The 13727-nt window shown below is 64.8% G+C and carries 16 protein-coding genes; 2 read left to right on the top strand and 14 right to left on the bottom strand.

What is annotated here, in order from left to right; translation table 11 throughout:
- Positions 1 to 32 precede the first annotated feature (32 nt).
- Positions 33 to 215 (top strand): DUF3606 domain-containing protein, encoded by a 183-nt coding sequence (locus OU998_RS09220; RefSeq protein ID WP_055753752.1) that lies wholly within the window; start codon positions 33 to 35, stop codon positions 213 to 215.
- On the opposite strand, the gene OU998_RS09215 is transcribed toward OU998_RS09220, so the two are convergent.
- The 13 genes from OU998_RS09215 to lipA all read right to left on the bottom strand — a co-directional run bounded on the left by OU998_RS09215 (position 212) and on the right by lipA (position 11545).
- The gene (locus OU998_RS09215; RefSeq protein WP_267513082.1) at positions 212 to 670 is read right to left on the bottom strand and encodes a YcxB family protein; all 459 of its coding nucleotides are present in this window, start codon (positions 668 to 670) and stop codon (positions 212 to 214) included. The genes OU998_RS09220 and OU998_RS09215 overlap by 4 nt on opposite strands.
- Positions 670 to 2076 carry a dihydrolipoyl dehydrogenase gene (gene lpdA, locus OU998_RS09210; protein ID WP_267513081.1) on the bottom strand — a complete coding sequence of 469 codons (1407 nt, stop codon included), beginning with the start codon at positions 2074 to 2076 and terminating at the stop codon, positions 670 to 672. Before lpdA ends, OU998_RS09215 begins: the two co-directional genes overlap by 1 nt.
- A 2-nt stretch (positions 2077 to 2078) precedes the next feature.
- The gene (locus OU998_RS09205) at positions 2079 to 2558 is read right to left on the bottom strand and encodes a glutathione peroxidase (protein WP_267513080.1); all 480 of its coding nucleotides are present in this window, start codon (positions 2556 to 2558) and stop codon (positions 2079 to 2081) included.
- 15 nt (positions 2559 to 2573) lie between these two features.
- Positions 2574 to 3854, bottom strand: a complete 1281-nt coding sequence (locus OU998_RS09200; RefSeq protein WP_267513079.1) for a pyruvate dehydrogenase complex dihydrolipoamide acetyltransferase — start codon at positions 3852 to 3854, stop codon at positions 2574 to 2576.
- Entirely contained in the window at positions 3851 to 4150 is a 300-nt protein-coding gene (locus OU998_RS09195) for a DUF5076 domain-containing protein (RefSeq protein WP_267513078.1), read from the bottom strand. Before OU998_RS09195 ends, OU998_RS09200 begins: the two co-directional genes overlap by 4 nt.
- Positions 4147 to 5493, bottom strand: a complete 1347-nt coding sequence (locus tag OU998_RS09190; RefSeq protein ID WP_267513076.1) for a pyruvate dehydrogenase complex E1 component subunit beta — start codon at positions 5491 to 5493, stop codon at positions 4147 to 4149. The genes OU998_RS09195 and OU998_RS09190 overlap by 4 nt, the downstream gene beginning before the upstream one ends.
- Before the next feature lie 3 nt (positions 5494 to 5496).
- Positions 5497 to 6525, bottom strand: coding sequence for a pyruvate dehydrogenase (acetyl-transferring) E1 component subunit alpha (gene pdhA / locus OU998_RS09185; RefSeq protein WP_267513075.1), 1029 nt, complete (start codon positions 6523 to 6525; stop codon positions 5497 to 5499).
- A gap of 133 nt (positions 6526 to 6658) precedes the next feature.
- Entirely contained in the window at positions 6659 to 6958 is a 300-nt protein-coding gene (locus tag OU998_RS09180; RefSeq protein WP_420709835.1) for an FtsB family cell division protein, read from the bottom strand.
- Positions 6959 to 7097: 139 nt separating this feature from the next.
- On the bottom strand, positions 7098 to 8375 hold the full coding sequence (eno, locus tag OU998_RS09175; RefSeq protein ID WP_267513073.1) for a phosphopyruvate hydratase: 1278 nt from the start codon (positions 8373 to 8375) through the stop codon (positions 7098 to 7100).
- Between the two features lie 307 nt (positions 8376 to 8682).
- Positions 8683 to 8865, bottom strand: coding sequence for a 50S ribosomal protein L32 (rpmF, locus tag OU998_RS09170; protein ID WP_035305966.1), 183 nt, complete (start codon positions 8863 to 8865; stop codon positions 8683 to 8685).
- A gap of 145 nt (positions 8866 to 9010) precedes the next feature.
- Positions 9011 to 10126 (bottom strand): NAD(P)/FAD-dependent oxidoreductase, encoded by a 1116-nt coding sequence (locus tag OU998_RS09165; RefSeq protein ID WP_267513067.1) that lies wholly within the window; start codon positions 10124 to 10126, stop codon positions 9011 to 9013.
- The gene (locus OU998_RS09160) at positions 10123 to 10575 is read right to left on the bottom strand and encodes a type II toxin-antitoxin system RatA family toxin (protein ID WP_267513066.1); all 453 of its coding nucleotides are present in this window, start codon (positions 10573 to 10575) and stop codon (positions 10123 to 10125) included. Before OU998_RS09160 ends, OU998_RS09165 begins: the two co-directional genes overlap by 4 nt.
- A gap of 7 nt (positions 10576 to 10582) precedes the next feature.
- Complete coding sequence (lipA, locus tag OU998_RS09155) at positions 10583 to 11545, bottom strand: lipoyl synthase (RefSeq protein ID WP_267513065.1); 963 nt, start codon at positions 11543 to 11545, stop codon at positions 10583 to 10585.
- Between the two features lie 183 nt (positions 11546 to 11728).
- On the opposite strand from lipA, the gene OU998_RS09150 reads away from it, so the two are divergent.
- Positions 11729 to 13273 (top strand): AMP-binding protein, encoded by a 1545-nt coding sequence (locus tag OU998_RS09150; RefSeq protein ID WP_267513064.1) that lies wholly within the window; start codon positions 11729 to 11731, stop codon positions 13271 to 13273.
- Positions 13274 to 13325: 52 nt separating this feature from the next.
- On the opposite strand, the gene OU998_RS09145 is transcribed toward OU998_RS09150, so the two are convergent.
- A complete protein-coding gene (locus OU998_RS09145; RefSeq protein WP_267513063.1) occupies positions 13326 to 13706 on the bottom strand; it encodes an endonuclease domain-containing protein in 381 nt (126 codons plus the stop codon).
- Positions 13707 to 13727 lie beyond the last annotated feature (21 nt).

The raw sequence follows: 13727 nt of genomic DNA, 5'->3' as shown, positions 1-13727 counted from the left end.
GGCAACGGTCAGAACCTGAACAGGAGCCGACCATGGCCGGTCTCAAGGACAAGCGCGGCTTCATCGACAAGGACCGCATCGACCTGTCGGAGCGTCAGTCGGTCGAATACTGGATGAAGCGCTGGGGCGTGACCAAGGACCAGATCACCGCCGCCCACCGCAAGGTCGGCCGCATGACCAAGGACATCGCGGCGGAGCTGGGCAAGAAGCGTTAAATCCCCTGGGAGATTCGGTTCTCAGCGAAATCGAGGAATGCCGCTTTCTCTTCCTCTGAAGCGAACGCTCGCATCGGAATGATGAAAGCGTTCAGCTTGCGCTCAGTGATGACCAGATAACCGTCCTGGTGCTCCACGCGCGCTATCTTAGCCCACTCAACAAAATAGTCAGTCTTGCCGCGAACGCCACGGACGCCGCGCTCATCAAGAATGAGCGTCCGCACTTCAGATCGATATCTCATCTGAGGATAGGCGATCATGACGCCACAGGCCAAAATCCCAAGTATCCCGCCCTCAACGATAGACGCGACATCCATTTCTCGACGCAGCAGACAGGTCAGGCCGAGAGGCATGACGAGTAGGAAGGCGTGAAATGGCCAAAGGCTCCGTCGCCACGCCTTCTTGTACCAGTGCCAGATTTCGCCTCGTCTAAGCGCGTAAACGACGGACGGCATCAGATGTGGATCACCCGCCCATAGGCGTCCAGCGCCGCCTCGTGCATGGCTTCCGACATGGTGGGGTGCGGATAGACGATGCCGTGGATGTCCTCTTCCGTCGCCTCCATGGTGATGGCGGTGACATAGCCCTGGATCATCTCGGTCACTTCGTGGCCGATCATATGGGCGCCGATCAGGGCGCCGGTCTTGGCGTCGAAGATCACCTTGACGAAGCCGTCGATCTCGCCGGCGGCCACCGCCTTGCCGTTCACGCGGAACGGGAAGCGGCCGATCTTGACCTCGCGCTTCTCGGCGCGGGCGGCCTGTTCGGTGACGCCGACCGAGGCGACCTGCGGCTGGGCGTAGGTGCAGCCGGCGATGGGCGAATGGACGTTCGGGGTCTTGTAGCCGGCGATGAATTCGGCGGCGTGAATGCCTTCGTGGCTAGCCTTGTGCGCCAGCCAGGGCGCGCCGGCGCAGTCGCCGATGGCGAACAGGCCCTTGACGTTGGTCTGGCAGTGGCCGTCGGTCTTGATGTGGCCGCGGTCCAGTTCGACGCCCAGCGCCTCCAGGCCGATGCCGTCGGTATTGGCGGTGATGCCGACAGCCGAGATGCAGACCTCAGCCTCAAGCGACTCGGCCTTGCCGCCGACCTCGATGTCCACCTTCACGCCGGCGCCGGTCTTGGAGACCTTGGTGACCTTGGCGCCCAGCTTGAACTTGATGCCGCGCTTCTCGAACGACTTCTGGGCGGCCTTGGAGACCTCCTCGTCCTCGACCGGCATGATGCGCTCGACCGCCTCGACGACCGTCACCTCGGCGCCCAGGGCGCGATAGAAGCTGGCGAACTCGATGCCGATGGCGCCCGAGCCGATGACCACGAAGGTCTTGGGCAGTTTCTTGGGCGCCAGGGCGTCGCGATAGGCCCAGATCTTGTCGCCGTCGGACTCAAGGCCGATCTGCGGCAGGGCGCGGGCGCGAGCGCCGACAGCCAGCATGACCGCCTTAGCCTCGACCGTGCGCGAACCGCCGGCCTTCAGGGCGATCACGACCTTGGGCGCCGCAGCGCCTTTTTCCAGCTTGGCCGAGCCCTCAATCACTTCGATCTTGTTCTTCTTCATCAGGAAGGCGACGCCCTTGTTCATCGTCGCCGCGACGCCGCGCGAGCGCTGGATGATGGCGTCAAAGTCGAACGACGCGCCGGACGCCGACAGGCCGTATTCCTTCAGATGGCTCAGGCTCTCGAACTTCTCGCCCGACTTCAGCAGGGCCTTGGTCGGGATACAGCCCCAGTTCAGGCAGATGCCGCCCAGGTTCTCGCGCTCGACGATGGCGACCTTCTGGCCCAGTTGGCTGGCGCGGATGGCCGCGACGTAACCGCCGGGGCCCGAGCCGATGACGACGAGATCGAATTCAGCAGCCATGATCAGATCAACTTCTCGATGTCGGCCTTGATGGCCTCGGGTTCTGTTTGCGGGGCGTAGCGGGAGACCACCCTGCCCTCGCGGTCGGTCAGGAACTTGGTGAAGTTCCACTTGATGGATTGCGAGCCGAGGAAGCCGCGCTTCTGCTTGGTCAGCCAGGCATAGAGCGGATGCCGGTTCGGCCCATTGACCTCCACCTTGTCGAACAGGGGGAAGGTCACGTCGAAACTGGTGGCGCAAAAGGCGGCGATTTCCGCCGCCCGTCCCGGCTCCTGCTCGCCGAACTGGTTGCAGGGAAAGCCCAGCACCTCGAACGGCCGGTCGGCGAACGTCCGGTGCAGCTTCTCCAGCCCGTCATACTGACCGGTGAAACCGCACTTGGACGCCGTATTGACGATCAGCAGCGCCTGACCGCGAAAACGGTCCAGCGAAACCTCCGTGCCGTCGATGGCGCGGGCGGAGAAGTCATAGACCGAGGTCATGACCTCACCCTCCCCTTACGCCAGCATCGCGACGGGATCTTCGATCAGCGGCTTGAACGCTTGCAGGAAGCGAGCGCCGGTCGCGCCGTCCACCACGCGGTGATCGCAGGTCAGGGTCACGGTCATGACCGTGGCCGGAACGACCTGGCCGTTCTTGACGACCGCACGCTGCTCGCCCGCGCCCACGCTCATGATACAGCCCTGAGGCTCATTGATGATCGAGGTGAACTGCTTGATGCCGAACATGCCCAGGTTGGACACCGAGAAGGTGCCGCCCTGGAACTCTTCCGGCTTCAGCTTGCGTTCGCGGGCGCGCTTGGCCAGGTCCTTGGACTCGGTCGCGATCTGCGCCAGGCCCTTGGTCTCGGCCTTCTTGATGATCGGGGTGATCAGGCCGCCGTCGATCGCCACCGCCATGGAGATATCGGCGTTGTGGTGCATGGCGATGCCTTCGGGCGTGTAGGAGGCGTTGGCCTCGGGCACCATTTTCAGCGCCAGGGCCGCGGCCTTGATGACGAAGTCGTTGACCGACACCTTGATGCCCTGCGGCTCCAACAGCTTGTTCACCTTGGCGCGAACGGCCATCAGCTGGTCGATCTCGCAGTCGATGAACAGCGGGAAGTGCGGCACGTTCTGGATGCTGTCGACCATGCGACGCGCCACGGCCTTCTTCATCCCGTCCAGCGGGATCAGGTCGTAGCTGCCGTCCGGGATCCCCATCTGGGCCAGAGACTGAACCTGACGCGGCGCAATGCCCGAGGTCGCGGCGGCGGCGGTCGTGGCGGCGGCCGGTTGGGCGCCCTTGCCGGCGGATTCGACGTCGCGCTTGACGATCCGGCCGTGCGGGCCAGTGCCCTTGACCGACTTCAGATCGACGCCGTTCTGGGCGGCGATGCGACGCGCCAGAGGCGACGAGAAGATGCGTTCGCCACTGTCCGACTTCGGCGCGGCCGGAGCCGGCGCGACCGGTGCGGACGCCTTGGGCGCCTCGACTGCGGCCGGTGCGGCCTTCGGGGCCTCCTCAGCCTTGCCGGCCGGCTTCGGCGCAGCCGCCCCGCCCTCGTCCTTCAGGCGGGCGATGGGGGTGTTGACCTTCACGCCTTCCGTACCTTCGGCGACCAGAATGTCAGTGATCTCGCCCTCGTCCACGGCCTCGACTTCCATCGTGGCCTTGTCGGTTTCGATCTCGGCGATCACGTCCCCGGCGGAGACGACGTCGCCCACCTTGACGTGCCACTTGGCCAGAACGCCCTCTTCCATGGTCGGAGACAGGGCGGGCATCAGGATGTCGGTCATTGAGCAACTTCCTTCTCGGTCAGTGCGGCGCGGGCGTGAGCCTCGGTCCAGCCGTCGCAGATGGCCTTGAAGGCCTCCTTCTGGTCCAGACCCGCCATCTGGGCGTAGGCGTTGGAGAAGTGCCAGGCGCACTCGGCCAGAACCGTTCCCATGTGGCGCGGTTCGTTCAGCGCCGGTCGGATGTTCATATGGGGCGTGGTTCCGCCCCACCAGATCCGCGCCAGTTCGGTGACCTGGGCCGGATCGACCTGGCTCAGCTGTTCCGGGATGGCCAGGGCCTTCTCGTCAAGGCTCATGCCATCACCTGCTTCACGGCCGCGATGATCTTGTCCACGCCCGGCAGCGACAGAGCTTCCAGATTGGCGGCATAGGGCAGCGGCACGTCTTCCTGGTGCACCCGCAGCGGCGGGGCGTCCAGATAGTCGAAGGCGTGTTCGATGACGCGGGCCACCACTTCGGCGCCGACGCCCATCGGACCCCAGCCCTCTTCGGCCGAGACCAGGCGGCTGGTCTTCTTGACGCTTTCGACGATGGTGTCGGTGTCCAGCGGACGCAGGGTGCGCAGGTCGACGACCTCGCACTCGATGCCTTCCTCGGCCAGTTTCTCGGCGGCCTGGAGGGCGAAACCGACCATGCGGCTGTGCGCCGTGATGGTGACGTCCTTGCCTTCGCGACGAACCTTGGCCTTGCCGATCGGCAGGACATAGTCCTCGACCTCGGGCACGTCGAACTCGAGGCCGTACATCATCTCGTGTTCGAGGAAGACAATCGGGTTCGGGTCGCGGATCGCGGCCTTCAGCAGCCCCTTGGCGTCGGCCGCGTCATAGGGCGCGATGACCTTCAGGCCCGGCACCTGGGCGTACCAGGCCGAATAGTCCTGGCTGTGCTGGGCGCCGACGCGCGAGGCGGCGCCGTTCGGGCCGCGGAAGACGATGGGCGCGCGGATCTGACCGCCCGACATATACAGGGTCTTGGCGGCCGAGTTGATGATGTGGTCGATCGCCTGCATGGCGAAGTTGAACGTCATGAACTCGACGATGGGCTTCAGGCCCGCCATGGCCGCGCCGACGCCCAGGCCGGCGAAGCCGTGCTCGGTGATCGGGGTGTCGACGACGCGCTGATCGCCAAACTCTTGCAGCAGCTCGCGGCTGACCTTGTAGGCGCCCTGGTACTGGGCGACTTCCTCGCCGATCAGGAAGACCTTGTCGTCGCGGCGCATCTCTTCGGCCATCGCGTCGCGCAGGGCGTCGCGGATGGTGGTCTTGACCAGCTTGGCGTCGGCCGGGATTTCCGGATCGCGCAGTTCGGTCTTGGGCTTGACCGGCGCGTCAGCAGCAGCAGCAGCAACCTTAGGCGCCTCGGCCGGGGCAGCCTCAGCCGCCTTGGGCGCAGGGGCGGCTTCGTCGCCGGCCAGACGCGCGATGGGCGTATTGACCTTCACGTTCTCCGAGCCCTCGGCGACCAGGATTTCCAGCACTTCGCCTTCATCCACGGCCTCGACTTCCATCGTGGCCTTGTCGGTTTCGATCTCGGCGATCACCTGGCCGGCCGACACGGTGTCGCCTGCCTTGATGTGCCATTTGGTCAGCGTGCCCTCCTCCATCGTGGGGGACAGCGCCGGCATGAGGATGTCGGTCACGGATCAGGCCTCCACGTAGACGTCGGTATAGAGCTCGGACGGATCGGGCTCCGGGCTTTCTTGGGCGAATTGAACGGCTTCGGCGACGATGGCCTTGATCTCGTTGTCGATGGCCTTCAGCTCGTCTTCCGTCGCATTGGCGGCGGCCAGCAGGGCCTTGATGTGGTCGATGGGGTCGCGGGTCTTCTTGACCTCGTCCACCTCTTCCTTGGTCCGGTACTTGGCCGGATCGGACATCGAGTGGCCGCGATAGCGGTAGGTCTTCACTTCGAGGATATAGGGGCCTTCGCCGGCGCGGGCGCGATCGACGGCCTTCTTGACCGCGTCACGAACGGCCAGAACATCCATGCCGTCCACCTGCTCGCCCGGAATGCCGAAGCTGGCGCCGCGCTGGCTGAGCTGGGTCGTGGACGACGAGCGCTCGATGCTCGTGCCCATGGCGTACTGGTTGTTTTCGATGATGTAGATGGCCGGCAGCTTCCACAGCTGGGCCATGTTGAAGCTCTCGTAGACCTGACCCTGGTTCGAGGCGCCGTCGCCGAAATAGACGAAGGCCACCGAATCATCGCCGCGGTACTTGCCGGCGAAGGCCAGGCCCGTGCCCAGCGACACCTGGGCGCCGACGATGCCGTGCCCGCCGTAGAAGCCGGTCGGCACGTCGAACATGTGCATCGACCCGCCCTTGCCGCGCGACGAACCGCCGATGCGGCCGGTCAGCTCGGCCATGACTTCCTTGGGGTCCATGCCCGCAGCCAGCATATGGCCGTGGTCACGGTAGCCCGTGATGATCTTGTCGTGGCCTTGCTTGACGCTCTCTTGAACGCCGACGGCCACGGCTTCCTGGCCGATATACAGGTGGCAGAAGCCCCCGATCAGACCCATGCCGTACAGTTGGCCCGCACGCTCCTCGAAGCGACGGATGAGAACCATCTCGCGGTAAAAGCGGAGGAGGTCCTCCTTGGACGCCGAAGGCGTATTTGAAAGCTTGTCAGGCGCAGTGGTCTGAGCGGCTTTGGCTGGGGCTTTCGCCATCCGGCATCTCCCGGCTAGGCGTCGGGGAGCGACGCCTTCTTATCGTTACGGAAAGGGGCTTTAGCAGCCTTCCTTCCCGGAACGCAAAGGGGTCCAGGCTTGGCTGTAACAATAGTTCAAGTGGCGAGAGTTTTCACCCTTGAACGGGTCGTGCCTGAACGCGGATCACATAGTCGCGCGGGTCGGAAAAGCCGAGCACGGCGCGGGCGCGCTCCTCCAGCAAGTCCTTGGAAAGACTGTCAGTACGCAGATAGCGAACCCGGGTCTCCAGGTCGCGCCGCTGTTCGGTCAGGTGGGCGAGCTGGTCCTCACGCCGCCCCATCAGGGCGTCACGCGACGATCCGCTCAGCAGGCCGCGCTCGCCGGTCAGAGCCTGCACGCCGAGATAGGCGAGCAACAGCAGCAGGGCGAGGGAAAGACGGTAAGGCTTCATCCGTTCGGGCACGACAAACGCTCCTTCTGAGCGCGAAAAATACAGTTCACGAACTGTGCCCGAAAATGCCTAACGAAATGTAGCTTGACCTTAAGAAAGTCGGCGAAGAACGCTGATTCTTCGCCGACAATTCACAGGTTTAACGCAGCAGCATGCCGTCGCCGAAATAGACGGCCTGGTCGCCCAGCATCTCTTCCAGGCGCAGCAGCTGGTTATATTTCGCCACCCGGTCCGAGCGAGCCAGCGAACCGGTCTTGATCTGTCCGCAGTTGGTGGCGACGGCCAGGTCGGCGATGGTCGAATCCTCGGTCTCGCCCGAACGGTGGCTCATTACCGAGGTATAGCCGGCGCGGTGGGCCATATCGACCGCGTCCAGGGTCTCGGACAGGGTGCCGATCTGGTTGACCTTGATCAGGATCGAGTTGGCCAGGCCTTCGCCGATGCCGGCGGCCAGACGCGCAGGATTGGTCACGAACAGGTCGTCGCCGACCAGCTGAACCCGGTCGCCCAGACGCTCGGTCAATAGGCGCCAGCCGTCAAAATCATCCTCGGCCATGCCGTCTTCGATCGAGACGATCGGGAAACGCTCGCACAGATCCACCAGATAGGCGGCCATGCCCTCGGCGTCGACGGTCTTGCCTTCGCCGGCCATGATGTATTTGCCGTCCTTGAAGAACTCGGTCGAGGCGACGTCCAGGCCCAGATGGAAGTCTTCACCGGCCAGATAACCGGCCGCCTGGCCCGCCTTGGTGATGAAGCTCAAGGCTTCTTCGGCCGAGGCCAGGTTCGGGGCGAAGCCGCCCTCGTCGCCGACGTTGGTGTTGTGGCCGGCGTCCTTCAACTGCTTCTTCAGAGCGTGGAAGATCTCCGTGCCCATGCGCAGGGCGTCAGTGAAGGTCTCGGCCCCGGTCGGCAGGATCATGAACTCCTGGATATCGATCGGATTGTCGGCATGGGCGCCGCCGTTGATGATGTTCATCATCGGGGTCGGCAGGACGCGGGCCGAGACGCCGCCGATATAGCGGTGCAGCGGCAGGCCGGCCGAGATGGCGCTGGCCTTGGCCGCGGCCAGGGACACGCCCAGGATGGCGTTGGCGCCCAGGCGGGCCTTGTTCGGGGTGCCGTCCAGGTCGATCATCGCCTCGTCCAGACGACGCTGGTCCTCGGCGTCCATGCCGGACAGGGCGTCGAAGATCTCGCCGTTGACGGCGTCGACCGCCTTCTGCACGCCCTTGCCGCCCCAAAGATCCTTATCGCCGTCGCGCAGTTCGACGGCTTCGTGGGCGCCGGTCGAGGCGCCCGACGGTACGGCGGCGCGACCGAACGAACCGTCGTCCAGAATCACGTCGACTTCGACCGTCGGATTGCCTCGGCTGTCGAGGATCTGGCGGGCGACGATATCGGCGATGTCGGTCATGGCTCGGCTCTTTGGCTCAGGCGGAAAACAAGTCCGAGGGGTTTAGCCGTCTCGCTGCGAATCGCCAATGCCTGCGTCGCTGTTCGCCTCAGGAACAGCCTTCGACCAGCAGGATGGTCGGATCTGCGACGCCGACATCGGCTCGCTCGGTCGCCGCGGCGCTCACGGGCGGCGAATGGCGACAAAAACGAATCGGACCGCAACAGCCTCAGGCAAGCTTCGCCGTGCTGAACGCACGAAAACGGCGCGCGGTGATCCGCGCGCCGTAAAGAATTTCGTCCGGCGAACCGGAAGGCCGTTAAAAAGACTAGTCTTCCTTCGGCGTGATGACCTGACGGCCGCGATAGGTGCCGGTCTTCAGGTCGATATGGTGCGGGCGCTTCAGCTCGCCGGTGTCCTTGTCCTCGACATAGACGTTCGAGCTCAAGGCGTCGTGGGCGCGGCGCATGTTGCGACGCGAGGGGGATACTTTCCGCTTCGGAACGGCCATGTCCGTCTCAATCTTCTAAGTCGGGCGCCGCCCAGAGCCGAAGCCTGATCAAGCGCGAAAACGATAGCGGCGGCCCCAGTCCCTCGAAAGAAGAACGCCGAGCCGCCACGCGAGGCGCGGCTTATGCATGAACCGCACGATGATTTCAAGGCGTTTTGGACAAGGCCGTGGCGACCGCCTCGCCGATGGCCAATGAACTGGTCAGACCGGGGCTTTCGATGCCGAACAAGGCCATCAGGCCCTCGATCCCATGATGCTCGCGTCCATAAAGCTGAAAGTCCGGCTGGGGCTCTCCCGGACCATGCAACTTGGGCCGAATCCCCGCGTAATCGGGCGTCAGGGCGCCGTCGGGCAGGCCCGGCCAGAAGCGGCGGATATAGGTCGCGAATTCATCCGCCTTGGCTGGATCGACCGAATAGTCCTCGGTCTCGACATAGGCCAGGTCTGGCCCGAACACGGCCTGCCCGCCCAGATCCTTGCGATAATGGGTGCCCAGGGCGCCGGGGATGGGCGGCGGATAGATCAGTCGGTCGAACGGCGCCTTGCCGACCAGGCGGAAATAGATCCCCTTGCCGAAATGGCCCGCCGGAATGTCGCCGGCCGGATAACCCTCGACAGCCGCCGCCACCGCTTGCGCGGACAGGCCGGGCGCCGTGACCAGCAGGCGGCTGGTGACCGCCATCGCCCCCTCCCCGCCCACGCGGATCGTGAAGCCGCCGCCCGGCAGGGGCTCTGCGCCTTCGAACGGGGCCGAGACCACCACCGATCCGCCCGCGTCCTCGATCTCACCCTGCAAGGCCAGCATATAGCCGTGACTGTCGAACAGGCCGCTCTCGGGCGACAGGATGGCGGCGTGGGCCTTCAGCTCGGGCTCCAGCGCCCGCGCCTGGGCGCCGGTCAGGTGCGCCAGCCCCTCGACCCCGTTGGCCGTCGCCTGTTCGAAGATGGCCTCGACCCGTTCGACCTCGTCGGATTCCGTCGCCACGACCAACTTGCCACACTTCCAGTGATCGATCTTGTGACTGGCCAGGAAGTCATAAAGCGCCCGCCGCCCCTCGACGCAGAACTGCGCCTTCAGCGATCCGGTCGGATAATAGAGGCCGCCGTGAATGACCTCGGAATTGCGCGACGAGACGCCCTGACCGATATGGCCTTCCTTCTCCAGCATCAGCACCGTCAGGCCCCGTTTCGACAACGCCCGACCGCAGGCCAGGCCAACGGCCCCGGCGCCCACGACGGTCGCATCGAAATCAAAACTCATCGGCCGCCGTACCTCCGCTGCGCCTCGGCCTCGAAACAGCCGATCAGCTTTTCGACCGCCCGGTCGAAATTCGCCGACAGCATCATATCCAGCATGCGTGATTTGAAGGCGAAGTCGATCATGAACTCCAGCCGCGCACCATCGGGATGGGGGAAAAACTCCCACCGATTCTTCAGGTGCTTGAACGGCCCGCGCAGCAAGCCGACCTCGACTTTGGGCGCGTTGCGGTCATGCCGGACCCAGGTGGAGAACCGTTCCTTCAGGAAGGCGAACCCGACCCCGGCTTCGGCGTCCAGGACGGTGACGCCCTCGGCTTCAGCCCGTTGGTTCGACACGCGCATCGTCGTCACCCACGGCACGAAGTCGGGATAGGCGCGCACGTCGGCGACCAGATCGGCAAGCTGTTCAGGCGCATACGGAAGGATGCGCGTTACGCGGTGGACGGCCATTCGAACCTTAGCGGCGCAGCTGCGCCTCGCGCGCGGCCTTCAGCCGGGCGAAATCGTCGCCGGCGTGGTGCGACGAACGCGTCAGTGGCGACGACGAGACCATCAGGAAGCCCTTGGCCCGGGCGATCGCCTCATAGGCCTTGAACTCTTCCGGCGTGACGAACCGGTCGATGGCGGCGTGTTTGCGCGTCGGCTGCAGATATTGGCCGATGGTGATGAAGTCGACGCCGGCGGACCGCATATCGTCCATCACCTGCATGACCTCTTCCTTGGTCTCGCCCAGGCCGACCATGATGCCGGACTTGGTGAACTGTTCCGGGTCGCGTTCCTTGACCATCTGCAACAGGCGCAGACTGTGGAAGTAGCGCGCGCCGGGCCGGATCTTCAGATACAGGCGCGGCACGGTTTCGAGGTTGTGGTTGAACACGTCCGGCTTGGCGTCGATCATCACCGCCGCCGCCCCGTCCTTGCGCAGGAAGTCGGGCGTCAGGATCTCTATGGTGGTGTTCGGCGCCTGGATGCGGATCTGGCGCACCACCTCGGCGAAGTGGGCCGCCCCGCCGTCCGCGACATCGTCGCGATCGACCGAGGTGATGACCACATGGTTCAGACCCATCTGCTGGACAGCCAGCCCGACCTTGCCCGGCTCTTCCGGGTCCAGCGGCTGGGGCAGACCCGTCTTGACGTTGCAGAAGGCGCAGGCCCGCGTGCAAGTGTCGCCCATGATCATCAGGGTGGCGTGCTTTTGGCTCCAGCACTCGCCGATGTTCGGGCAGGCCGCCTCTTCGCAGACCGTGTGCAGTCCCTTGGAGCGGACGATGTCCTTGGTGGCGTTATACTGGCCCGAGCCAGGCGCCTTGACGCGCAGCCAGTCGGGCTTTTTCAGAACGACCGACTCCGGCCGGTTCTGCTTTTCCGGGTGGCGCAGCTCCGACGGCTTGCGCTGAAGGGTGTCGATCAGGGTGACCATGGCCGGTATTTCGGCCTTCCGGCGTCCAATGGCAAGCCACGGCCGGTTACAGATGATGGCTCGACCGAGGGCGGGCTTAGGAACTCACGCGACGTTACGCATCTTTTCAAGACGCCGTTGCGTCATTATTGACGGACGCCCGACAACAGAGAGGGCCTTTCGCGCCCTCCGCAGGAGACGCGTTTGCGCCAGGCCCTGGATCCCTCGCTGTACGACACCTCGCTGATCGACGCGCTGATCGACGCGCGCGCCCGGTTCGGGGACAAGGAGATCCTGGAGGACCAGGATCGCCATCCCCTCACCTACACCGGCCTGATCCGCGCGGCCTTCGTCCTGGGCCGCAAGATCGCGAACATGACCCAGTTGGGCGAGCGGGTCGCCATCCTGCTGCCGTCGTCGATGGGGGTGGTCGTCACCTTCTTCGGCCTGCACGCGCATGGCCGTGTGCCGGTCATGCTGAACTTCACCGCCGGCGAGGCCAATCTGAAGGCCGCCATCCAGGCCTCGGGCGTCAAAAAGATCCTGACCGCCAAACGCTTCATCGACCAGGCCAAGCTGGACGACCTGATCGTCGAGCTGAAGACGGTGGCCGAGGTCGTCTGGCTGGATGATGTGCGCAAGACCATCGGCCTGCCGGACAAGCTGTACGGGCTCGTCGCCGGCGCCGCGCCCAAGCGGTTCCGCGTCAAGACCGATCCGGACTCGCCCGGCGTCGTGTTGTTCACTTCCGGCAGCTTCGGCACGCCCAAGGGCGTGGTGCTGAGCCAACGCAACCTGGTCGCCAACGCCCGTCAGGCCGCAGCCCATATCGACCTGCTGCCGGAATGGGTGATGTTCAATCCCCTGCCGACCTTCCACTGTTTCGGCCTGACCGGCGGGGTCATCCTGCCCCTGCTTCAGGGGCTGAAGGCCTTCCAGTATCCGTCGCCGCTCCACGCCAAACAGATCACCGACCTGCTGCCCCAGGTGAAGGCCTCGGTCCTGTTCGCGACCGACACCTTCCTGAACCAGTACGGCCGCGTCGCCGAGGCGGAGGATTTCTCGACGCTGAAATTCGTCGTCGCGGGCGCCGAAAAGGTGCGCGAGGAGACCCGCAACCTGTTCAACACCAAGTTCGGCGGCGTCGAACTGCTGGAAGGCTACGGCGCGACCGAGGCCTCGCCGGTCGTCGCCGTCAACCACCCGGATCGCAACGCCCCCGGCACGGTCGGCCAGATCCTGCCTGGCCTGGACTGGAAGCTGGAGCCGGTCGAAGGCATCGCCGACGGCGGCCGCCTGTTCCTGCGCGGCCCCAATGTCATGAGCGGCTATGTCACCTCGGCCGAGCCGCTGGAATGGTCGCCGGTCGAGGACGGCTGGCTGGACACCGGCGACATCGTCGATATCGACGCCGAGGGCTACATCACCATCAAGGGCCGCGCCAAACGCTTCGCCAAGATCGGCGGCGAAATGGTCTCCCTGACGGCGGTCGAGGGCATCGCCGGCGCGGTCTGGCCGGACCAGCGCCACGCCGTCGTCTCCATTCCCGACACCCGCAAGGGCGAAAAACTGGTCCTGGTCACCGACCACGCCGCGGCCGAGGTCGCCCCCCTGGCCGAATGGGCCCGCCTGAACGGCGCACCCGAACTGATCGTGCCGAAGAAGATCGTCAAGGTTGCCGAAGTCCCTGTGCTGGGCAGCGGCAAGACCGACTATGTGGCGATCCAGAAGATGGTCGAAAGCGCGTGAAATCAAGGACCACCTCCCCGTTCGCGAAGGCGAACGGGGAGGACAGACCGCGTCAGCGGTCAGGAGGGGGCGACTCCGCCGCCAAACGCGAGCGCACCAAATCATAGATAAAATCGACCACAGCCGCCTGATCCCGGATCACGCTCACGGCGCTCAACCGCACCACGCGAACGCCGCGCTCGTGGAGCCAAGCAGTCCGCCGACGATCATGCGTAATCTGCGCCGGCTCGTTATGGACCGCGCCATCGACCTCGATGGCCAGCTTCGCCGCCGCGCAATAGAAGTCGAGAATGTAAGGCCCTATCGGATGCTGACGGCGGAATTTGCACTTGCCGAGGCTGTTTCGACGCAGCGCCTGCCACAGCCGAAATTCCGGCGGCGTCAACGCCTTCCGAAACGCCTTTGCTCGTGTGAAGCTCAAGCCGTCAGCCATGACGGGAGCATTGCACAACTC

This window comes from Brevundimonas sp. SL130 (assembly GCF_026625805.1).
Classification (GTDB): domain Bacteria; phylum Pseudomonadota; class Alphaproteobacteria; order Caulobacterales; family Caulobacteraceae; genus Brevundimonas.
Note: the sequence above shows the minus strand (reverse complement) of the source record. Positions and strands in the feature narration are given on the sequence as shown.